General features: G+C 64.0%; 18 protein-coding genes. 14 read left to right on the forward strand and 4 right to left on the reverse strand.

Features of this window, described 5'->3' with window-relative positions; translation table 11 throughout:
* Nucleotides 1-14 precede the first annotated feature (14 nt).
* The 9 genes from trbE to ACMCNM_RS13670 all read left to right on the forward strand — a co-directional run bounded on the left by trbE (nucleotide 15) and on the right by ACMCNM_RS13670 (nucleotide 8,903).
* On the forward strand, nucleotides 15-2,474 hold the full coding sequence (trbE, locus tag ACMCNM_RS13630; protein ID WP_412764615.1) for a conjugal transfer protein TrbE: 2,460 nt from the start codon (nucleotides 15-17) through the stop codon (nucleotides 2,472-2,474).
* Nucleotides 2,471-3,226: a P-type conjugative transfer protein TrbJ gene (trbJ, locus tag ACMCNM_RS13635; protein WP_412764616.1), complete on the forward strand. Its 756-nt coding sequence runs from the start codon at nucleotides 2,471-2,473 to the stop codon at nucleotides 3,224-3,226. The genes trbE and trbJ overlap by 4 nt, the downstream gene beginning before the upstream one ends.
* 12 nt (nucleotides 3,227-3,238) lie before the next feature.
* Complete coding sequence (locus ACMCNM_RS13640) at nucleotides 3,239-3,571, forward strand: hypothetical protein (protein WP_213605734.1); 333 nt, start codon at nucleotides 3,239-3,241, stop codon at nucleotides 3,569-3,571.
* On the forward strand, nucleotides 3,568-4,947 hold the full coding sequence (gene trbL / locus ACMCNM_RS13645) for a P-type conjugative transfer protein TrbL (protein ID WP_213605733.1): 1,380 nt from the start codon (nucleotides 3,568-3,570) through the stop codon (nucleotides 4,945-4,947). The genes ACMCNM_RS13640 and trbL overlap by 4 nt, the downstream gene beginning before the upstream one ends.
* Nucleotides 4,948-4,971: 24 nt before the next feature.
* Entirely contained in the window at nucleotides 4,972-5,676 is a 705-nt protein-coding gene (gene trbF / locus ACMCNM_RS13650; RefSeq protein ID WP_213605732.1) for a conjugal transfer protein TrbF, read from the forward strand.
* The gene (gene trbG, locus ACMCNM_RS13655; protein ID WP_213605731.1) at nucleotides 5,673-6,677 is read left to right on the forward strand and encodes a P-type conjugative transfer protein TrbG; all 1,005 of its coding nucleotides are present in this window, start codon (nucleotides 5,673-5,675) and stop codon (nucleotides 6,675-6,677) included. The genes trbF and trbG overlap by 4 nt, the downstream gene beginning before the upstream one ends.
* A gap of 2 nt (nucleotides 6,678-6,679) precedes the next feature.
* Nucleotides 6,680-7,966: a TrbI/VirB10 family protein gene (locus tag ACMCNM_RS13660; protein ID WP_412764617.1), complete on the forward strand. Its 1,287-nt coding sequence runs from the start codon at nucleotides 6,680-6,682 to the stop codon at nucleotides 7,964-7,966.
* A complete protein-coding gene (locus ACMCNM_RS13665) occupies nucleotides 7,963-8,208 on the forward strand; it encodes a DUF2274 domain-containing protein (protein ID WP_213605729.1) in 246 nt (81 codons plus the stop codon). The genes ACMCNM_RS13660 and ACMCNM_RS13665 overlap by 4 nt, the downstream gene beginning before the upstream one ends.
* 365 nt (nucleotides 8,209-8,573) lie before the next feature.
* Nucleotides 8,574-8,903: a MarR family winged helix-turn-helix transcriptional regulator gene (locus ACMCNM_RS13670; protein WP_412765924.1), complete on the forward strand. Its 330-nt coding sequence runs from the start codon at nucleotides 8,574-8,576 to the stop codon at nucleotides 8,901-8,903.
* Nucleotides 8,904-9,214: 311 nt separating this feature from the next.
* On the opposite strand, the gene ACMCNM_RS13675 is transcribed toward ACMCNM_RS13670, so the two are convergent.
* Complete coding sequence (locus ACMCNM_RS13675; RefSeq protein ID WP_412764618.1) at nucleotides 9,215-10,486, reverse strand: tyrosine-type recombinase/integrase; 1,272 nt, start codon at nucleotides 10,484-10,486, stop codon at nucleotides 9,215-9,217.
* A 151-nt stretch (nucleotides 10,487-10,637) separates the two neighbouring features.
* Nucleotides 10,638-11,552, reverse strand: coding sequence for a LysR family transcriptional regulator (locus ACMCNM_RS13680; protein ID WP_412764619.1), 915 nt, complete (start codon nucleotides 11,550-11,552; stop codon nucleotides 10,638-10,640).
* Between the two features lie 204 nt (nucleotides 11,553-11,756).
* On the opposite strand from ACMCNM_RS13680, the gene ACMCNM_RS13685 reads away from it, so the two are divergent.
* The 3 genes from ACMCNM_RS13685 to ACMCNM_RS13695 all read left to right on the forward strand — a co-directional run bounded on the left by ACMCNM_RS13685 (nucleotide 11,757) and on the right by ACMCNM_RS13695 (nucleotide 16,054).
* On the forward strand, nucleotides 11,757-12,782 hold the full coding sequence (locus tag ACMCNM_RS13685; RefSeq protein WP_027594744.1) for a zinc-dependent alcohol dehydrogenase family protein: 1,026 nt from the start codon (nucleotides 11,757-11,759) through the stop codon (nucleotides 12,780-12,782).
* Nucleotides 12,783-13,298: 516 nt separating this feature from the next.
* A complete protein-coding gene (locus tag ACMCNM_RS13690; RefSeq protein ID WP_412764620.1) occupies nucleotides 13,299-14,681 on the forward strand; it encodes a hypothetical protein in 1,383 nt (460 codons plus the stop codon).
* A complete protein-coding gene (locus ACMCNM_RS13695) occupies nucleotides 14,681-16,054 on the forward strand; it encodes a GntR family transcriptional regulator (protein WP_412764621.1) in 1,374 nt (457 codons plus the stop codon). The genes ACMCNM_RS13690 and ACMCNM_RS13695 overlap by 1 nt, the downstream gene beginning before the upstream one ends.
* A 7-nt stretch (nucleotides 16,055-16,061) precedes the next feature.
* On the opposite strand, the gene ACMCNM_RS13700 is transcribed toward ACMCNM_RS13695, so the two are convergent.
* Together ACMCNM_RS13700 and ACMCNM_RS13705 are read right to left on the reverse strand one after the other, a co-directional pair.
* On the reverse strand, nucleotides 16,062-17,363 hold the full coding sequence (locus ACMCNM_RS13700) for an MFS transporter (protein WP_186676413.1): 1,302 nt from the start codon (nucleotides 17,361-17,363) through the stop codon (nucleotides 16,062-16,064).
* A gap of 67 nt (nucleotides 17,364-17,430) precedes the next feature.
* Nucleotides 17,431-18,744, reverse strand: coding sequence for an L-fuconate dehydratase (locus ACMCNM_RS13705; RefSeq protein WP_186702717.1), 1,314 nt, complete (start codon nucleotides 18,742-18,744; stop codon nucleotides 17,431-17,433).
* A gap of 101 nt (nucleotides 18,745-18,845) precedes the next feature.
* On the opposite strand from ACMCNM_RS13705, the gene ACMCNM_RS13710 reads away from it, so the two are divergent.
* Entirely contained in the window at nucleotides 18,846-19,793 is a 948-nt protein-coding gene (locus ACMCNM_RS13710) for a LysR family transcriptional regulator (RefSeq protein ID WP_099429552.1), read from the forward strand.
* A gap of 34 nt (nucleotides 19,794-19,827) precedes the next feature.
* Nucleotides 19,828-20,793, forward strand: coding sequence for a LysR family transcriptional regulator (locus tag ACMCNM_RS13715; protein ID WP_027594750.1), 966 nt, complete (start codon nucleotides 19,828-19,830; stop codon nucleotides 20,791-20,793).
* The last annotated feature ends 29 nt before the right edge of the window (nucleotides 20,794-20,822 follow it).

A 20,822-nucleotide genomic window follows, 5' to 3' on the forward strand; every position in this document is an offset into this window, starting at 1 on the left:
GGGAGGACGCCGCGATGCTGAACCTCGCCGAATACCGCCAGCGCCCGGCCTTGCTTGCCGACTGGCTGCCCTGGGCCGGGCTGGTCGCACCGGGCGTCGTCTTGAACAAGGACGGCAGTTTCCAGCGCACGGCCCGGTTTCGCGGGCCTGACCTCGACAGCGCGACGCAAGGCGAATTGATCGCCACGTCGGCACGCCTGAACAACGCACTGCGCCGGCTCGGCTCGGGCTGGGCGCTGTTCATCGAGGCCGAGCGCCACGCCGCTGCCGACTATCCGCGTTCGGAGTTTTCCGAGCCGCTGTCGTGGCTGGTGGAAGAAGAACGTCGGGCCGCTTTCGAGGAGTCGCGCAATCACTTCGAGAGCGGCCATCACCTGACGCTGGTGTACCTGCCGCCGGAGGAGTCCCGTGCCCGTGCAGCCAAGATGCTCTACGAGAACACGCCGACGAACGGCGTGGACTGGCGAGAGCGGCTGCAAGCCTTCGTCGCGGAAACGGATCGCGTCTTTGACCTGCTCGACGGCGTGATGCCGGAGATCGCCTGGCTTGATGACAGCCAGACGCTGACCTACCTGCACGCGACCATCTCGACGCGGCGCTATCGCGTGGGCGTGCCCGAAGTGCCGTTCCACATCGACGCGCTGCTGACCGACTCCGCGCTGGTCGGCGGCCTGGCGCCCATGCTGGGCGATCAGCACCTGCGGGTAGTGTCGGTGCGGGGCTTCCCGACCTCGACCTGGCCGGGGATTCTGGACGACCTCAACCGCTTGGGCTTTGCGTACCGCTGGAGCACGCGCTTTCTCTGCCTCGACAAAACCGAGGCGGAAAAAGAACTTTCCCGCCTGCGCCGCCAGTGGTTCGCCAAGCGCAAGAACGTCATCGCGCTGCTGCGCGAAACGATCTTCCAGCAGGAAAGCCCGCTGGTCGATACCGACGCCAACAACAAGGCCGCCGACGCCGACGCCGCCTTGCAGGAACTGGGCAGCGATCAAGTCGCCTTCGGCTATCTGACGGTGACGGTCGCCGTCATGGACGAGGACGCCGCCGTGGCCGACGAGAAGCTGCGCATGGTGGAGCGCGTCATCCAGGGCCGGGGCTTCGTGACCATCCCCGAAACGCTCAACGCGGTGGATGCGTGGCTTTCGTCCATTCCGGGCAACGCCTACGCCAACGTGCGTCAGCCCATCGTCTCGACGCTGAACCTGGCGCACATGATGCCGTTGTCAGCGGTATGGGCCGGGCCGGAGAAGAACGACCACCTCGACGGCCCCCCGCTGATCGTCACGCGCACCGACGGCGCTACGCCGTTCCGGCTGGTAACGCACATCGGTGACGTAGGCCACACGCTGGTCGCGGGGCCGACCGGCATGGGCAAGTCGGTCTTGCTCGCCACGCTGGCGATGCAGTTCCGCCGCTATCGCGGCTCGCGCATCTTCGCCTTCGACATGGGCCGCTCCATGCGGGCCACGATCCTCGGGTTGGGCGGCGAGCACTACGACCTCGGGATGGATGGCGAAATCGCCTTTCAGCCATTGGCCCGCATCGACCGCGAGAGCTACCGCGCCTGGGCCGCCGAATGGATCGAAGGCCGCTTGCTGCACGAAGGCGTAGCAGTCGGACCCGACGAGAAGACGGCCATCTGGTCGGCGCTGGGCAGTCTCTCCGGTGCTCCGGTGGAGCAGCGCACGATGACGGGGCTTTCCGTGCTGCTGCAATCGAACACGCTGCGGCAGGCGCTGTCGCCTTATGTGCTGGGTGGCGCCCACGGCAAGCTGCTGGACTCCGACCATGACCGGCTGGGCATGGCCGACGTGCAGTGCTTCGAAATGGAGGAACTGATGCATAGCAAGGCCGCCGTCATGGCCGTGCTGCATTACCTCTTTGCGCGCTTCGATGAACGCTTCGACGGTGCGCCCACGCTGCTGATCCTCGATGAAGCGTGGCTGTTCCTCGATGACCCGGTGTTTGCCGCGCGTATCCGCCAGTGGCTCAAGACACTGCGCAAGAAGAACGTCAGCGTCATCTTCGCCACGCAGAGCCTTGCCGACATCAAGGATTCGAGCATCGCGCCCGCGATCATCGAGAGCTGCGCGAGTCGGATTTTCTTGCCCAACCCGCAGGCCACCGAGCCGCAGATTCGCACGATCTACGAGGGCTTCGGCCTCAACCGGCGGCAGATCGAAATCGTCGCCACCGCGCAGCCCAAGCGCGACTACTACTACCAATCCCGCCTCGGCAACCGCCTGTTCGACCTCGACCTGGGGCAGGCGGCGCTGGCGTTTGCGGGCGCGTCCACGCCGCAGGACCAGCGGGACATAGACCGCGTACTGCTGGACGCCGGCGTGCCCGGCTTCGCGGGCGCCTGGCTGCGTCATTGCGGCCTCGATTGGGCGGCCGACCTGCTGCCCTCGTTCCCCGGCCTTGGGCCGGGTTCCTTCCGTACTGCTGACTACTCACAGGAGAACAAGCTATGAAATCGCATAGTCCCAAGCTCGCCGCGCTGACCGCTGCATGTGTGCTCGCCTTCGGCATCGCACAGCCCGCTCACGCGCTGTTCGGCGTCGGTGACATCGTGCTCGACCCGACCAACCTGGTGCAGAACACGCTGACGGCCGTTCGTACCCTGGAGCAGATCAACAACCAGATCCAGCAGCTCCAAAACGAAGCCCAGATGCTCATCAACCAGGCACGCAACCTAGCCAGCCTGCCGTCCAACGTGGTGGGCCAGTTGCGAGCGAACCTAGCGACCACCCAGCGGCTGATCGCGCAGGCCAAGGGCTTGGCCTACGACGTGACAAGCATCGACCGAGAGTTCGCGCGTCTATATCCCGAGAAGTACGCCACCACGGTGAGCGGCAATCAGATGTACCTCGATGCGCAGGAGCATTGGAGGAACACGCTCAACGGCTTGCAGACCAGCATGCAGATGCAGGCCCAGGTGTCGCAGAACCTGGGCGAAGACGAAAGCGTGCTGGCCGATCTTGTGGGCAAGAGCCAGTCGGCCCAGGGCGCGTTACAGGCGATGCAGGCCATGAACCAGTTGCTGGCCTTGCAGGCCAAGCAGTCGATCCAGTCGCAGCGGCTCCAGATCACGCAAGACCGTGCGGCGTCACTGGAGCTGGCGCGGCAGGCCGCAGCCACGGAGCGCGCCCGCGAAGTTCGGCGGCGTTTCATGGGCGATGGCACGCCGTACACGCCGCAGCGCGTGGATTTCTACGGCAACTGACGGGAGGCCGCCATGCGATGCGTCCTCGTCCTGTGTGCCGCGCTGCTGGCCGCTTGCGGCGAGCAGCCGGCCGACAACCTTGCCGATGCCCTGGCCGCCGATCCCGTGCGGCTGAAGGCATTGCGCGCGCAATGCGCGGCCCATCCACAACAGGTCATGCAGGCCACGGGCGAGGAAGCTTGCCGCGCCGCCGCCGAAGCCTTCCGGCGGCGCTTCTTTTCCGGCGAGGCCGGGCCGGATGAATACCAGACGCTGGCCGACCTACCGCCGATCCCGCCCAGCTTCGAGGAACCGGCCGATGGCATCGCGCCGGCCTTGCCTGCCGCACCGGAGAACACGCCATGAATGACGTGACCATCATCGACCAGTTCCTCAACACCTTCGCCACCTACATCGACTCGGGTTTCGGGCTGCTGCGCGTCGAAGTGGCGTTCCTCACGGCCACGCTGATCGTCATCGACATGACGATCGCCGGGCTGTATTGGGCCATGAGCCACGCGACCGGCCAGGGCGAGGACGTGATCGCCAAGCTGCTGCGCAAGGTGCTCTACGTCGGCGCCTTCGCCTACATCCTCAACAACTTCAACTGGCTGGCCAGCATCGTGTTCCGCTCGTTCGCGGGGCTGGGCATCACCGCCACCGGCTCGGCCATCACGATGGAGAACTTCTTGCAGCCGGGCCGGCTGGCGAAAACCGGCATCGACGCCGGGGCGCCGATTCTGGAGCAGATCGGCGAGATGGCGGGCTTTCCCGAAGTGTTCGTGAACCTCGATCCCATCGTGGTGATGTTCCTCGCGTGGCTGGTCGTGGTCTTGTGCTTCTTCGTGCTGGCGATCCAACTGTTCATCACGCTGATCGAGTTCAAGCTGACCACGCTCGCCGGATTCGTGCTGGTGCCGTTCGCGCTCTGGAACAAGACCGCGTTCCTCGCCGAAAAGGTCTTGGGCAACGTGGTGGCCTCCGGCGTCAAGGTGCTGGTGCTGGCCGTGATCGTCGGTATCGGCTCGGGCTTGTTCGCTCAGTTCCAAGTCCATCCCGCCGAGCCGTCCATCGACCACGCGCTGGTCATCATGCTGGCCTCGCTCACTTTGCTGGCGCTCGGGATCTTCGGCCCCAGCATCGCCACGGGCCTCGTGTCCGGTGCGCCGCAGCTCGGAGCGGGCGCAATGGCTGGTGCTGCTGTCGGCGCTGCCGGCACGGCCGTCGCCGTCGGCGCTGCCGCGACGGGCGTGGGTGGCGCCGTGGCTGCTGGTGCGCGCATGGCCCCGGCTGCCGCCAAGCTGGCCGGTAGCGGTGCGCGCGCCGCCGCCTCGACGGCCAGCAGCGCACGGTCGGCGTTCCAGGCCGGGTCCTCTGCCGCAGGCGGTGGCGCAAAGGGCGCGATGGCGGGCCTGGGCAACGTCGCCAAGACCGGCGCGCAGTCCGCCGGACGCGCGGCTGCATCCCGTGCATCCGCTGCCGGGCAGCGGATGGCCGCTCCGTTCCGTGCTGGCTGGAATGGCTCGACGGCCGGCGCTGGCGCGTCAACCGGCCAAGCCTCCGCAGGAGAAGCCCCCGCAGGCGGCGCCGCTGCACAGAAGCCGGAACAACCCGCCTGGGCCAAGCGGCTGCATCGCCGCCAGCAGCTCACCCACGCCGCGACCACCACCGCGCACACGTTGCGCGGCGGTGACGGTGGCGGCTCGGGACAAGGCCCGAGTCTGCGCGGCTCCGACGACTAAAGCGATCCATAAGGAGAACTGACCATGCGATTCAGAAAACCGCAGGTGCGCTATGCCGACACGCCGCAGCCTGCCACGCCATACCACGCCGCTGGCCAGGTGTGGGACGACCGTATCGGCTCGCCGCGCGTGCAGGCGAAGAACTGGCGCCTGATGGCCTTCGGCTGCCTGACGCTCGCGCTGTTGATTGCCGGCGGCCTGGTGTGGCGCTCGGCGCAGTCCTTCGTGACGCCCTACGTTGTGGAGGTGGACAACGCAGGCCAGGTGCGCGCCGTGGGCGAGGCCGCCACGCCGTACCGGCCCAACGATGCACAGACGGCGCACCACATCGCGCGCTTCGTGACGCTGGTGCGCTCGCTGTCCATCGACCCCATCGTCGTTCGCCAGAACTGGCTCGACGCCTACGACTACACGACCGACAAGGGTGCGGCCGTGCTCAACGACTACGCACGGGTCAACGATCCGTTCGCGCGCATCGGTAAGGAGTCGGTGACGGTGCAGATCACCAGCGTCGTGCGCGCCAGCGACACGTCTTTCAACGTGCGCTGGACGGAGCGCCGCTACGTCAACGGCGCCGCGACGGGCCTGGAGAGGTGGACGGCCGTGGTGTCCATCGTGCTCCAGCCGCCACGCACCGAAGAACGCCTGCGCAAGAACCCCTTGGGCATCTACGTCAACGGCCTGTCGTGGAGCCGCGAACTGGATTCTTCCGAAGGAGCCAAGCCATGAGTGATCTTTTCCGTAAAGCCGCTTTGCCGGTGATCTTGCTTGCATCGACTGTTCTGTCCACGGGCTGCGCCACGCAGGGCAAACCACCGCCAACCATCTCGCTCGATGAGCCGGTGCAGGCCCAGCCGCTGCCAGAGCCGCCGGTGCCGGTGGAGGTGGTGGCCGTGCCCGAGGTGCTGCCGTTGCCGGCGCAGTTGAAGCCGTTGCCCGAAGCCGAGGACGCCAAGCCCACGCCGGAGCCAGCCGACGAGAAGGTGCGCGTCTCACGGGCCAATGCCGATGCGCGCGTCGCACCCACGCGCGAGGGCTACGTCAACGCAATTCAGGTGTGGCCCTTCACCGATGGCGCGCTGTATCAGGTCTATGCGGCCGTGGGCCGCGTGACCGTGGTTTCGCTCCAGCTGGGCGAGGAACTGGTGACGGTCGCCGCCGGCGATACCGTGCGCTGGATCGTGGGCGACACGTCCAGCGGCAGCGGTGCCGAGTTGCGCGTGAACGTGCTCGTTAAGCCGATCCGCTCGGGCCTCAAGACCAATCTTGTCATCACCACCAGCCGCAGGACGTACCTGTTGGAGCTGGCCTCGACGGAAAAGACGTGGATGGCGTCGGTGTCCTGGGAGTATCCGCGCGACCGGATGCTGGCCTTGCAGCGCCAGGCGCAGGCGGCCAGCGCAGCCGCGCCGGTGGATTCCGGCTTGTCGTTGGAAAACCTGCGTTTCCGCTACGCGATCAGCGGCAGCAATCCTTCGTGGAAGCCGCTGCGTGCATTCGACGACGGGCAGAAGGTCTATATCCAATTCCCCGCCGGCATCGCGCAAGGCGAGCTGCCGCCGCTGTTCGTGATCGGGCCGGAAGGCGGCGGGCAACTGGTCAATTACCGCTTCCGCTCGCCGTACTACATCGTGGATCGGCTGTTCGGCGCCGCCGAACTGCGCCTGGGCGGTGACAAGGGCGATGTAGTGCGGATCGAGCGCACGGATGGCTTGGCACGGAGGAACTGACCATGAGCCAGGACGACACCCTTGACCGTGCCACGCCTTCGACGGGCAAGGTCGCGCCCGAGGCGGTGGCACTGCGCGCCCAGCCGCGCCCGGTCACTCGCCTGAACCGGCGCACGCTGGCCATCCTCGTCGGCGGCTTGTCGGTCGCCATGCTCGGAGCCACGATCTGGTCGCTGCAACCGCAGCGGCGGGGGGCCAACGAGCAGACCGAGCTTTACAACGTCGATCGCGTCTCGAAGTCCGAAGGGCTGGATGGCCTGCCGGCCGACTACTCGAAACTGCCGCCGAAGGTGCCCGAGCTGGGGCCGCCACTACCGGGCGATCTTGGCCCGGCCATCGTGAACTCGCAGCAGCCGGTGACGCCGGCCTATACGCCGCCGGGTCACGATCCCGAGGATGCCTTGCGCAAGGAGGCTGATGCGGCGGCGGCTTCGTCGGTGTTCTTCCGCTCGGGCGGCCAGGGCCAGGCCGCCGCCACGGTGGCGCAGGCGGCGCCGGGGGCGCCTGGCGCTGCCAGCGCGCTCGCGGCCTTCGACCCACTCGCTGCCGGGCCGGCCTCGGTGGCTGCGCAGCCAGCCGACCCGACCGCCGTGCAGAACCGGCAAGACCAGAAAGAGGCATTCCTGAAAAGCGGCGCTACGGAAACCCGCAATTCCGGCAACCTGGCGCTGCCGGCATCGCCTTATCAGGTGATGGCGGGCACGGTGATCGCCGGCGCGCTGGTGACAGGTATCAAGTCGGACTTACCCGGCGACGTGATCGCCACGGTGACGGAGCCGGTCTTTGACACGGCCACGGGCAAGTTCCTGCTGATCCCGCAGGGATCGCGCATCCTCGGCCGTTACAACAGCCAGGTCAGCTACGGGCAGAGCCGCGTGCAGGTGGTATGGAACCGGGTCATCCTGCCCGACACGTCCTCGCTGACGCTCGACAACCTCGTGGGCACCGACCCGGCCGGCTACGCCGGCCTGGAAGACGACGTGGACTGGCATTGGGATCGCATCGTCGCGGGCGCTGTGCTGACGACGCTGCTGGGCGTGGGCGCCGAGCTGGCCGCGCCGGAGAACCGCCAGGACGGCAACCGCATCGTCATCGCCGGGCGTGACAGCGCCCAAGACAGCATCAATCAGGTCGGCCAGGAGATCACCCGACGCAACATGAACATCCAGCCGACGCTGACCGAGCGGCCGGGCCTGCCGGTGCGGATCATCGTCAACCGGGATCTGGTGCTGCGGCCGTACCAGCCCTTGTTCTTCAACCGGGGATTCAACCGGGGAGCTTCGCAATGAGCACGACCAAGAAGCTGCGGCTCGGGCCGCTTCCCAAGACCGAGAGCGTCAAGCTGACCTTCACGTGCCCGGCCAGCCTGAAAGCCGACCTCGACCGCTACGCCGCGCTGCACGCGCAGGCATATGGCGAGGCCGTAGATGCAACGACGTTGATCCCGCACATGCTGGAGGCGTTCATGGCGGGGGATCGGGGATTCAGGAAGGGCACGGCGACCCGGAGCGCGCCATCGAAGCCGACATGATCGCTTCGCAATCCAACGGCACCCATTGAACGCGCAGCCCCAGGCTGCGCGTTCTTCATTCTGGATGCCGCCAAGCCCCTTGGGCTATGATGATGCGACAGGCCCGCCGTTACTCGGCAATCCAGCACGACGCAGTGCGATGCGGCTTTCTCCCTCGACGCTCTTATGTGGCTCCTAGCCGACGAAGCCGTGGTTCTGCAACGCGGCCCCGAAAAGAGCTAACCTACTGTCCCATATACGGTTCAAGCCCTACGTGCTTTGCGCGCAAGGCTTGACACCGGCACTTTTTTGCCACCGGGCAGGCTTGGCGCCGCGTACTCGGCCAACGACTAACCGATGCTGGTCTGTCAGAGAGCGGTGCGTTGTTGATTTTAGACCTCATTAGGGCCGGGGATAAGCTATTGCGGCAACGGGAGCTAGCAAGGCGCTTGGGGGGCGAGACCTCGTCCGTAGTACGCGTTTTGGACATGTTGGAGGAAAGCGGGCATGTTGAGCGCCTGCCAGATCCAGCGGATCGTCGTGCCAAGCAACTCAGGCTAACGGTCGAAGGGCGACGGATTGGGCATACGGCGGAGCGCATCGTGACCTCACTTAGGTATCAATTATCTAGCGGAGTATCCCGAGGAGAGCTCGAATCCATGCATCGCGTTCTTTTGAAATTCCCTACCACACTGCATCGCTTGGTAAGACCATGAAATATACTCCCGCGGAGTTTTCGCTGCCGCTTGATGACGTCGTGTTCTCTTTGAAGACATTCGCAGCTGCGATGTTAGCATATTGGATTTGTCTGTATTTTGGGTTCAAAAATTCTTTTCTGGCGGTATAGGCTGTATATATAATTGCTCATTTATCCGGTGCCATAACATCTAAAGCAAGATATCGCTTGTTGGGAACTCTCTTGGGGCTGCGGCTATCATAGTCATAGTTCCAAATCTGTTCGCAACTCTTGAGCTTTTCATTAGTGTGCTAGATCGCTCGCCTCGTAGCTATGCTTGATGCTGGATGGCTATTCCGCTGTTGTATGTTTGGAATTTTTTCGAAGCCGATCGAGGTAGTCCGCCCAATGCTGCGCCGCTTCTCGTCGCTGCGGCAGCAACTGTGCGCGCGCATAAACTGCGCCCAGAGCACCTGGCATACGGTGAGAAAGCGACAACTCCAGCACAATTGGATCGATGCCCAAATGCTCGTGAGCGATAGTGCGGTAGGTGGCGCGGAAACCGTGCGCAGTGATGCGGTATTCCGGCCAGATCCGCTGGTAGGCCTTGGCCAGGGATGTGGCGTCAACTGGATAGCCTGGGTAGACCGGCGATACAAAGACCCAGCCATTGCCCGCTTCATCCACCACCCGCCGTTCATGTAGTTCACGCAACAGCACAAGGGCTTGCTCCGGCAGCGGCACGATGTGTTTGCTCTTGTCCAGATGGCGTGTTTTCCCTACTACATAGCGCCAGTCGGCGCTGACCAGATCGATGTCTTCCCAGCGCATTTTCACCAGCTCGCCGGGGCGAACCGGCAGCATGACCAGCAAGCGCATCGCAGTGCTCACGCTGCTCGGGCTGAGCTCATCCAGACGAAGCAGAAGGTGACCCAAATCGGCTGGTCGTTCGATCGCTGGATTACTGGTCACCACATGACGAACCTTGAGCTCTTCGGTGTTGCTAAGGGCCACGTTACGCTCCACCCAGCCACGACCCTCAGCGAAACCGAGCACGGCACGGATGATGGTACGCACGCGCTTGGCCATGGCCAGTGTGCGTGCTCGGCGCAGGGTAGCGATGATCTCGATGATGTGGTCCAGTTTGATCTCGCTGACGGGAATGTTGCCGATCGTGGGCAGGATGTGATTGTTCAAAGCGCCGCGAAAGCCCGCGAGGGATTTGCTTACGAGGTCGTGCGACTTGAAGGCCAGCCACTGTTCGGCGACGTAACTGAATGTGCGTTCCTCATTAAGTAGCTGATCGGCAATTTTCTTGCGTTTGGCCTTCAGCGGGGCGACGTGATGAGCTACGTTCTGGCGCGCGGCTCTAGCCAAGTCGCGGGCGTCTTTCAAGCCAATGTCGGGATAACGGCCGATCGCGTACACGTTCTCCTTGCCGTGCAGGCGATACCTCATCCGCCAGTATTTTGCGGCAGGCTTGGTCGACTTCTGCGAGGCCTGAACATGCAGGTAAAGACCGGGTACCTCGCCGTCGGCGTACTTGCCGGGTTCAGCAATGGCACGCAAGAAGGCATCGCTGAGTTTACGCCGCAATGCAGGCGTGGGAAGGGTGGTCGTCATGTGCGGGTACTTTTTTTCGAAACGGAAAAAGTACCCCAAAATATACCCGCAAGCGTTTTGGAAATGAGCGGAATGCGACGGACGGCCTTGGACGTAAAATCAGATTAAGAGCCTGATTTTATTGGTATTTGCGGATCTCGATGGAAGTCAGTCACAAGCTATCGGGATCCCCAAAGAACATCTGAATCCGCGACCGCAACCAGCGCTCCGCCGGATCGTTATCCTGCGCCCCCCGCCACGCCATGTGCAGTTCGAAACTGCGCACCTCGATCGGCAGGTCCTCAGCCCGCAACCCCCCGGCAGCCGTCAACGCGTCCGCCGTGTAATCCGGCACCGTGGCAACGATGTCGGTACCCGCCAGCAAACTCCCCAGCCCATTGAACTGCGGCACCGCGAGCACCACATGGCGCTTGCGGCCTATCTCGTCCAGGGCTTCGTCGATGAAACCGGACAGGTCACCGGCAAACGACACCAGGGCGTGCGGCCGGCCGCAGAAGTCGTCCAGGGTGATGCTGCCGGGCACACTGTCGGCGCGCAGCAGTTTCGGCTTGCTGCGGCGCAGCACCTTGCGCTTGGCATTGGCTGGCAGCTCGCTGGTGTAGCTCACGCCCACCGAGATTTCCCCCGAGGCCAGCAGCGTTGGCATCAGCAGGTAGTTGACCCGGCGTACCACCAGCACAATACCCGGTGCTTCGGCACGGATGCGTTTAAGCAGTTGCGGCAGCAAGGCGAATTCGGCGTCGTCCGACAGGCCGATGCGGAACACCGCGTTGCTGGTGGCGGGGTCGAACTCGGCCGCGCGGCTGACAGCGGTAGAGATCGAGTCCAGCGCCGGGGAGAGCAGGGCGAAGATTTCATGTGCCCGCGCCGAGGGCTCCATGCTGCGGCCGGTGCGCACGAACAGGGGGTCGTCGAACAGGTTGCGCAGGCGCGACAGGGCCGCGCTGATGGCCGGCTGGCCGAGGAACAGTTTCTCGGCAGCACGGGTCACGCTACGCTCGTGCATCAGCGTTTCGAACACGATCAGCAGGTTGAGGTCTACACGACGCAGGTCGTTTCGATTCATCGGTGCGCTTCGCCTAAAGTGGGGCAGGGGTGAATCTTAAGGCCAAAGGCTGTTACCCTGCACCGATTTCCGGGGGCCAATTCAGATGAATGTCAGGTGCCCAATCGATGACAAGCATGTCGACTATTAATGACCACTGATGGTCTAACGGCCAAAGCCCGGATAAAGTCCGTGGTAATAGAGGTTCACAAGGCGAGGTATGCGATGTCCCGCATGATCCGTTTCCACAAGTTCGGTGCAGCCGATGTGCTCCGTTGCGAAGAGCAGGCCGAACCGTCGCCCGCCGCCGACGAGGTGCAGGTCCGCGTCGAGGCGATCGGCGTCAGCTGGTATGACGTGCTCTGGCGTCAGAACCTGGCACCGTCCCAAGCCCGCCTGCCGGCGGGAATCGGCCATGAGATGGCGGGTGTGGTGACGGCTGTCGGTGAAGGGGTCGAGGATATTGCGGTCGGTGACCGGGTCGCCAGCTTTCCGGCCACCAGCGCCAATGATCACCCGGTCTATGGCGACGTGATCGTGTTGCCGCGTACAGCCATCACCCGCTACCCGGCTATCCTCACGCCGATCGAAGCCAGCGTGCATTACACGCCGCTGTTGATTGCCTACTTCGCGTATGTCGACCTGGCCCGCGCCAAGGCAGGGCAAACCGCGTTGGTGACCGATGCCAGCCACTGCGCCGGGCCTGCGTTCGTGCAGCTGGGCAAGGCGCTGGGGTTGAAGGTGTTTGCGGCCACCAAGGAGCCTGAACAGCGCGACTACCTGTTGGGCTTGGGGGCGGACAAGGTGATTGTCACCGAAGAGCAGGACCTGCTGCTGCAGGTTGGCAAATACACCGACGGGCGTGGCGTGGACATGGTCCTCGATGGCATGGGGGGGCCGCAGATGTCGCTGCTCGGCGATGTGCTCGCCCCCCGTGGCAGCCTGGTGCTGTACGGCCTGCAAGGCGGCAACCAGACACCGTTCCCGGCCTGTGCGGCGTTTCAGAAGAACATCCAGTTCTATGTGCACTGTATCGGCAACTTTACCGGCAAGCCGGAGCTGGGTATCAGCCAGGACCAGGTCGCGCTGCAGCGGGCGCTGCGGGATATCAACCAGTTCACCGCCGATCAGTTGCTGACCCCGCAGATCATCAAGGTGTATCCGTTCGATCAGGTGGTCGAGGCGCATCGGTACATGGATGAATGCCCGTGTGGCGGGCGGGTGGTACTGGACATGGCACAGCCTTCCTGAAGGGGGCGTTGAAGACCACAAGAACCCGGGCAACGTCCCGGGTTTTTTGTGCGTGGGCGGGTGCAATGCCCAAATGCTATATGCATAAAAAATCAGACGCATCCTACAATTAAAAAGTACGGAGACTACATATTTTAAGTGTTTGCTTTTAATTGTCGTAATATCTTGGAAGGAAATTCAAGTTGAATACTTGCGGCCCCCGGAGCATTGTGTATTCCCATGCTTGCTGAATGGTTTTTTTACGCTGATCTGTATCTTCTATTCGATATCCAACGCTCGATAATGGCCCAGTGATAGTTTGCGCAAGGAGCGTGGAATGAGCATGGCTATGCCCGAGTTAGGGCAGCGTATGGCAGCAGCCGGTCATCGGTGCGGCGCATTTTTTTCGATGGCTTGGCGACAGAGCAGTTCACGTCATTATTTCCCGTAGTTTGTAGGAAATTTCTTCAGGAAGGACGCATTGCACTGTTTGCAGTTGCCGGTGTGATGGATACATGAAGTTGATGAGGTGATTACGTGGGCGCTATACACGATCAGGCGATGCACTATATCTACCAGCAAGTGCTCGAGCGCTTGTTGAGCCATATGTCCCAGGCGCAACGTGCCTCCTTACAGTTGCTGATTCAGCGATTGCTGGTGGCTGCCGGTGGGCCCGAATACATTGGCACGTTCCGTTTGCTGGTGCTGCAAGGGGCTGATCGGCGCAGTGCCCACCTGTTGGCCACCTTGCGTGCCGCCCAGTTGAGTATCGCCTTGCGTGCACCTGTGACGTTTCAGTTGCGGGTACTGGTGGTCAACCTGCCTGCTGCCGGCAGTACCGTGCTGGAAAACCATGAACGCAGCTTCAATGCCTTGTTCATGCAGGATGACCCGCGGGTGCAACTGCAGATGACCGAAGGCTGCGAAGTCGTGCCTTTCAGCCGGCGGCTGTCGGCTACGCCGGAGCGCTGGGCACTGGCGCGCAATGCCATGCTGATGTTCGGCCACGGGGTCGATGCCAGGCCCGAAGCCCTGCTGGGCAGCCGGCTGCACCTGGAGCTGGCGGGCGCAGTGGGCCTTGCGCTGCAGGCGCAGCCGCGGGCCGATGTGCTGATTACTGCCGTACCTGCACGCCAGCGCCGCCGCTACCTGGCCTGGGCGCGGCGGAGCCTGCGCCTTGCAGGGGAGCGTGGCCCCCACGTCGTGCACCAGTGCCTGTCGGCATTGGCCAATGGGCTGGGCAGGTTACATGGGGTTGCCGGCTCACCCCTGGAGCGCGCAGACGCTTCAAGCAGCATGGCAACCGAGGAGGCGCCCTTGCGTGTAATCGCCATCGACGACCTGCTGCCACACCTGCTTGAGGACGAGCAGTTCGATCACATGTTGGGCTGCTGCTTCGATGCGGCCCAGGACGCTTGGCCCTTGGCGGCCTTTGTCGATTCGCGGGCCGTGGCGCAACTGCACGATTTGCGCGCGCGCAGCCTCGAGCCGCTGGTCCATCGGCCGGCATTGCGGTTGGCAAGCCCCAGCAGCGACGGCGGGCAGCGCGAGCCAACCTCCGCGCACCTGGGCAAACCCTATGGCATCAGCCAGACCCAACTGGTGTGCCTGCTGTTCAGCCCTTTCGCCCGGCAGGGAAAAGGCCTTGAGCGTTTTTTAAGATGCCGTCATCCCGACATGTTGGTGGCGTTGCCCTACCTGCACCGGGCCTTGCAGGGTAAGCCGTGCCCCGAGGCGGTGAAGGACTGGCTGGTGAACACCAGCGGCCTGGCGCTGGTACCGTTGCGGGCGATCTATGAGGGGGGCCTGCAACCGTCGTCGAGGCGCTTGATGGCCAACCTGGCTCGCCGCGATGTGCACCTGAAGTGGCTGCCGCGCCCGCCCGCTGCAGGAAGGCCCGCCTTTGAGGGCTTGCCCTGATGGGCCGATCGGTACCGGGCGACTACGCCTATCGGAAGGTGTATCACTACCTTGAAGCGCTGATCGATGAGGCACAAGGCCGTGAGCCATGGCGCTTGCCGTCGTTACGCACGCTTTCGCGGCGCTTGCGCGTATCGCTGGCCACTGTGCAGAGCGCCTACAGCTTGCTGGAGGATGAGGGCCGTGTGCATTGCGTGCCGCGGTCCGGTTACTTCGTGCGCGCCCACGCTGGCGGCTCGCCGGTGCAAGCGGTGGCTGGGCCATGGCATGTGCCGGCTCACTCGATGCTGGAGCGGTCGCTGTTTACCCATGAGCGGCGCCTGGCACGTCAGCGTGCGCGTGGCACCGCCCCGGTGGAAGAGGTCGGCGGTGCTCGTCTGCGCAATGCGTTGGCCGAGCGCTATACCCGTTCCTCCACCCATTACTGGCGTGCCGAAGAGGTGCACCTTGCCCCTGACGTGCAGGCATTGGTGGAAGTGCTGCTGGCGGCGTTGGCCTTGCGTGGCGCCACCGTGCTGGTGCAATCGCCGTGCTGCTGGCCGGTGCTGCGCGCCTTGCAGCGCTGCGGCATGCGTGTGCTGGAGGTACCGTTGAGCAACAGCGGCACGGCGGATTTGCAGGCGTTGGCACGGCTGCTCAGTGCCGAGCCGGTGGGCATGCTGATCATGCCATCGTGCCTCAGCCTGCCGCAGGGCAGGCTGATGTCGCAGCATGACCAGCAGCAGATTGGCCAACTGCTTGGCGACCACCCGGTGTGGTTGCTGGAAAGCGACCTGGACAGCGAGCTGTGTTACAGCGGGCCACCGAATGCGCGCCTGCGCGACTGGGTCGACCCGCGCTGGCTGTTGGTGATGGGGTCGTTCGAGGCCGCAGTGGGGGGCGAAGCGCCTTATGCCTATGTGATGGGGCGTCATGCCGGCTTGGCCGAGGCGTTCGCCCAGCGTGCGTTTCAGCTGGCGCCGTTGCGGCTGCAGGCACTTGCTCACCTGCTTGGCAAAGGTGAAATCGAGACCCAGCTGGCGCGGCTGCGGGCAGAACTGCAACGGCGCATGGCGTGCTTTAGCCGGCAACTCAAGATTGAGCTGGGCGAACACGTGACGTTCGACATGCCCGAGGGCGGCTGGACCCTGTGGTTGCGCTCCCGCTGGCCGCTGCGACTGGATGACGTGGTAGCGGCGTTGTCAGGTACCGACCTGCGCGCGGTCCCTGGCGGGCAGCACAGCGCGGAGGTACGTCATCAGCAATACCTGGCACTGACCTGGGTGGGCGAGGATCCTGATGCATTGCAGCATGCTCTGGAAAAGCTGGCTCAAGCGCTGGAGCTGCGCTGCGGCCGGCCAATAGGGCAGCGCGGCTCGCAGCACTTGAGATGAGGGCGAGCTACTGCTCCTGCCCCTGACGCAAACGGGTGCTGATCAGTGCCGCCACCACCAGCATCGAAGCAATGATCCACAAGCCGTTGCGGGTGCTGCCGGTGGCCTGTTCGATCAGGCCCATCACCGACGGCCCTACAAACCCACCAAACAGGCCGCAGGTGGTGACAAAGGCCAGGCCCGCCGCCAGTGCGTTACCGCTCAGGCGGCTGGACGGGAAGACGAAGATGATCGACTGCACCACGAACAGCATCAAGGCGGTCAACGAAAAGCCAATCAAGCCAATGAAGGAGTTGGACAGCGAAGCAAGCAGCAACCCGGCCGACATGGTCAGCAGGCCAAAGAACAGTAGGGTACGGCAACGGCTGGGCGAGGTCGCCAGGCGTGGGAATGTAGCGGCGCCGATGGCGGCGGCGATCCAGGGTACCGAGGTCAGCAACCCGACCTGGAAGGGCGACAGCGCGGCATAGGTGCCGATGATGCCTGGCAAGAAGAAGATCACGGTGTAGATGGTGATCTGGTGCACAAAATACACCGCAATCGCCAACCAGATCTGCTTGTCGCGAAACATTTGCCCCAGCTTGCTCTGTTGTGGCGCTGCAGCCCGTTCGGCACTCAGGCGACGCTCGATGTCCTGGGCATCGGCAGCGGACAGCCAAGGCGCCGACGCGGGGCCATCGGGCAGCTTCTTCCACACCACATAGGCCAGCGCCACTGCAGGCAGGCCTTCAAGCACGAACAGCCATTGCCAGCCGTGCCAGCCCAGCACGCCGTCCATTTCCAGCAGCGCGCCGCCCAGCGGCCCACTGAGGATGTTCGCCAGGCACACACCCAGCAGGAAGTAGCCGGTGGCGCGCGCACGCTGTTCGCGGTCGAACCAGTACGTCAGGTACAGCATGACGCCGGGGAACAGGCCGGCCTCGGCCACCCCGAGCAGCAGGCGCATGATGTAGAACGAGGTTTCCCCCTGGACGAACGCCATGCCCGCTGACAGCAGGCCCCAGGTGATCATGATGCGGGTGATCCAAAAGCGTGCGCCCACCCGGTGCATGATCAGGTTGCTCGGCACTTCGGCCAGGGCATAGGTGAGGAAAAACAGGCCGGCACCCAGGCCGTAGGCCGCCGCCGACAGGCCCAGGTCGATGCCCATGCTGGCCTTGGCCAAGGCGATGTTAGTGCGGTCGAGGAAGCTCATCACGTAGACGACGATGAGCAGTGGCATCAATTTGCGCAGCAACAGGCCGTTCAGGCGCTGTTCGGTAGCGACGGCAGGCGCGGTGGCCGCTGTCGTGCCGGTGAGGATTGTCATTGTTTTTTTCCCCGTGATAAGTGCTGGTGGTGTGCCGCGCTTGCGGCGGCACACCCAGGTCGGTAGGTCAGGAACGGTTGATGTCGAGCCACGCCGCGCCGTTGGGGTACTGGTAGCGTTCCAGGGTGTCAGCGTGCATTTCAATGCTGTAACCCGGGCGCTGTGGCGGCATGTAGCGGCCGCGACGGATCACCACCGGGTCGAGGAAGTGTTCGTGCAGGTGGTCGACGTATTCCAGCACCCGGTTGTGCAGCGATGCCGAAACGGCGATGTAGTCGAACAAGGCGATGTTCTGCACATATTCGCACAGCCCGACCCCGCCACCATGCGGGCAGACCGGCACATCGTACTTGGCCGCCATCAACAGCACGATCAGCACCTCGTTCAAGCCACCCAGGCGGGCCGCGTCCAGCTGGCAGAAGTCCAGTGCGCCGGCCTGGAACATCTGCTTGAACATCACCCGGTTGTGGCAGTGCTCGCCGGTGGCCACGCCGATGGGCGCGATGCGCTGGCGGATGGCTGCGTGGCCGAGGATGTCGTCGGGGCTGGTGGGTTCTTCGATCCACAAGGGTTCGAAGGCGGCCAGGCGGCGCATGTTGGCCACCGATTCATCGACGCTCCAGACTTGGTTGGCGTCCATCATCAGGGTGCGTTCCCAGCCGATTTCGTCCCGCAGGATGCTGGCGCGGCGAATGTCTTCTTCCAGGTCGGCGCCGATTTTCTGCTTGATGTGGGTCCAGCCGTCGGCGACCGCTTCGCGGGCCAAGTGGCGCATTTTTTCTTCGCTGTAGCCGAGCCAGCCGGGGGCGGTGGTGTAGCCGGGGTAGCCTTCGCGCAGCATTTGCGCTTCGCGCTGGGCCTTGCCTGGCACCTGACGGCGGAGCAGGGCGATGGCCTCCTCGGGGGTCAGCACGTCGGTGACGTAGCTGAAGTCCAGGCAGCGCACCAGTTGCTCTGGGGTCATGTCGGCCAGCAGCTTCCACACCGGCTTGCCTTCGTGCTTGGCCCACAGGTCCCACACGGCGTTGATGATGGCGGCGGTGGCCAGGTGGATCACGCCTTTCTCGGGGCCAAGCCAGCGCAACTGGCTGTCACCCACCGTGAAACGGTGCCAGAACGCGCCCATGTCGGCGGTGATTTCTTGCAGGGTCAGGCCGACGATCATCGGTGCCAGCGACTGCACCGCCGCCGCGCAGATCTCGTTGCCGCGGCCGATGGTGAAGGTCAGGCCATGGCCTTCGAGGGCGTCGGCGTCGGTGTGCAGCACGACGTAGGCGGCCGAGTAGTCAGGGGCGCTGTTCATGGCGTCGGAGCCGTCCAGCGACAGCGAAGTCGGGAAGCGGATGTCGCGGACGCTCAGGTGGGTAATGCGTATGCTCATGGCGGACTCTTGTTCTGGTCAGGCAGTGGGAGACTCGACTGTAGGTTGTCGAGCGATATAGGCATAATTGCCAATTCCTAAGTAGGGATATCGGAATTGATATGTCTCAAATGCCCGCAGACAGCCCAGCGCTGCCGCAAAACCTTGGCACATTGAAGATCTCCAGCCGCCAGATCACCTTGCTCAACGCCCTGGGCGAGTTCGGCAACCTGCGCCGTGCCGCCACGGCGATGCACACCACGCAACCGGCGGCCAGCCTGCTGCTGCAGCAACTGGAAGAACGCCTGGGCGTGCGCCTGTTCGAGCGCCTGCCGCGTGGCATGCAGCCGACGCTGTATGGCGAGGTAATGATCCGCTACGCGCAGAACGCGCTGCACGAGTTCGAACATGCCCAGGCACAGATCGCCGAACTGGCGCGCGGTGCCTTGGGCCTGGTGCGGGTGGGCAGTGTGATGGGGCCGGTGCCCGGTTTGCTGACCAAGGCGGTGCTGGCCTACAAGCGCGATCACCCCAAGGTGCGTATCTCGCTCGAAGTCGGCACCAGCGATACCTTGTTGCCGGCGCTGCTGCGCGGTGATTTCGACATGGTGGTCGGGCGCCTGCCCGACCAGAGCGACAGCCAGGACCTGAACATCGAACTGTTCGAGGGCGGTGAGCAAATGCGCGTCATCGCCCGCGCCGGCCACCCCTTGGCCGACGCCAAGGCGTTGCAACTGGCCGACCTGGTGGCCCTGACCTGGATCCTGCACCCCATCGGCAGCCCCATGCGCCGCCGGGTCGAAAGTGCCTTGCAGGCGGGCGGCATGGTGCAGTCGCTGGACATTGTCGAAACCGCCTCGATCCTGGCCACCACCGCGATGTTGGAGGCGTCCGAGATGATTGCGGTGGTGCCCAACGATGTGGCCGAGCATTATGCGCGCTACGGCATGGTCGCCATCCTGCCGGTAGAGCTGCCGATCTCGATGGCCAACCTGGGCTTGCTGACCCTGCGCTCGCGGCCCAACTCTGTGGCCTTGGACAGGTTGCTGCAGTACCTGCGCACGCAATAGCCCTGCCTTTACACCTTTTCGAGGTTGCCCTCTGATGCCGTCGGACATTACCCACTCCAGCTTTTGCAACTGGGTCCGCTACAAGCACCTGGTGCTGATCGACACCCTGGCACGCACCCGCAACATGCACGCCACCGCCACGCGGATGAACCTCAGCCAGCCGGCGCTGAGCAAAATGCTGCGTGACCTGGAGGAGCAGTTTGGCTTCGCCTTGTTCGAGCGCCTGCCACGCAGCATGCCGCCCACCGAGCTTGGCGAGTATGTGGTGCGCTACGCCCAAGGGGTGCTGGGCGACTCGCAGCAGTTTGTCGACCAGGTCAACCGGCTGCGCAAGGGCGGGCACGGGTTCATCCGGGTGGGTGGCATTTTTGCGGCCACCCCCGTGGTGCTGCCTCAAGCCATTGCCGCCATCAAGGCACGCAGCCCGTTGCTCTCGATCGAAGTGGTCGAGCACTCCAGTGACCACCTGTTGGCCATGCTGGAGCAGAACAAACTCGACATCATGATCGGCCGCTTCACGGAAGAACGCTTCAGTCAGCTGTTCGACTACCAGCCCCTGGAGCCCGAGCCCTTCAGCCTGGTGGTCAACAGCCGCCACCCCCTCAATGCGCTGGCCAGCACCCCGGTGGAGGCACTGGGTGAGTGGCCCTGGGTGCTTTACCCCGTGGGCACGCCAATTCGCAATCGCCTGGAGCAGGCCTTCAGGGTGGCCGGAATTGCCACACCGGCGGACAGCGTCGAGACCATCTCGATGCCGATGTTCCTGCAGTTGCTGCAATCGGGCCCGATGATCGCGATGCTGCCTAGGTCGATGGTCGCCGCACAGCTGAGCAGCGGCCAGTTCAAGGAACTGCAGAGCCCCTTGCACCTGCCCGCGCTGGAGTACGGCATCGTTACCCGCAAGGACGAGCCGCTGACCCCGTCGGCCCACGCGTTCGTCGAGATTCTGCTCGACTTCGCGCAGCAACGACGTACCGCGCAGGGCACAACAAGCGATTGATAAATCGCCACCGATAGATGGTATTGATA

The sequence above is a fragment of the Pseudomonas sp. NGC7 genome, assembly GCF_047159675.1.
GTDB classification, from domain to species: Bacteria; Pseudomonadota; Gammaproteobacteria; order Pseudomonadales; family Pseudomonadaceae; genus Aquipseudomonas; species Aquipseudomonas kermanshahensis.

Coding starts and splice junctions, on each gene's coding strand:
- trbE (WP_412764615.1), top strand. CDS start 15: ATGCTGAACCTCGCCGAATACCGCCAGCGCCCGGCCTTGCTTGCCGAC.
- trbJ (WP_412764616.1), top strand. CDS start 2,471: ATGAAATCGCATAGTCCCAAGCTCGCCGCGCTGACCGCTGCATGTGTG.
- ACMCNM_RS13640 (WP_213605734.1), top strand. CDS start 3,239: ATGCGATGCGTCCTCGTCCTGTGTGCCGCGCTGCTGGCCGCTTGCGGC.
- trbL (WP_213605733.1), top strand. CDS start 3,568: ATGAATGACGTGACCATCATCGACCAGTTCCTCAACACCTTCGCCACC.
- trbF (WP_213605732.1), top strand. CDS start 4,972: ATGCGATTCAGAAAACCGCAGGTGCGCTATGCCGACACGCCGCAGCCT.
- trbG (WP_213605731.1), top strand. CDS start 5,673: ATGAGTGATCTTTTCCGTAAAGCCGCTTTGCCGGTGATCTTGCTTGCA.
- ACMCNM_RS13660 (WP_412764617.1), top strand. CDS start 6,680: ATGAGCCAGGACGACACCCTTGACCGTGCCACGCCTTCGACGGGCAAG.
- ACMCNM_RS13665 (WP_213605729.1), top strand. CDS start 7,963: ATGAGCACGACCAAGAAGCTGCGGCTCGGGCCGCTTCCCAAGACCGAG.
- ACMCNM_RS13675 (WP_412764618.1), bottom strand. CDS start 10,486: ATGACGACCACCCTTCCCACGCCTGCATTGCGGCGTAAACTCAGCGAT.
- ACMCNM_RS13680 (WP_412764619.1), bottom strand. CDS start 11,552: ATGAATCGAAACGACCTGCGTCGTGTAGACCTCAACCTGCTGATCGTG.
- ACMCNM_RS13685 (WP_027594744.1), top strand. CDS start 11,757: ATGTCCCGCATGATCCGTTTCCACAAGTTCGGTGCAGCCGATGTGCTC.
- ACMCNM_RS13695 (WP_412764621.1), top strand. CDS start 14,681: ATGGGCCGATCGGTACCGGGCGACTACGCCTATCGGAAGGTGTATCAC.
- ACMCNM_RS13700 (WP_186676413.1), bottom strand. CDS start 17,363: ATGACAATCCTCACCGGCACGACAGCGGCCACCGCGCCTGCCGTCGCT.
- ACMCNM_RS13705 (WP_186702717.1), bottom strand. CDS start 18,744: ATGAGCATACGCATTACCCACCTGAGCGTCCGCGACATCCGCTTCCCG.
- ACMCNM_RS13710 (WP_099429552.1), top strand. CDS start 18,846: ATGTCTCAAATGCCCGCAGACAGCCCAGCGCTGCCGCAAAACCTTGGC.
- ACMCNM_RS13715 (WP_027594750.1), top strand. CDS start 19,828: ATGCCGTCGGACATTACCCACTCCAGCTTTTGCAACTGGGTCCGCTAC.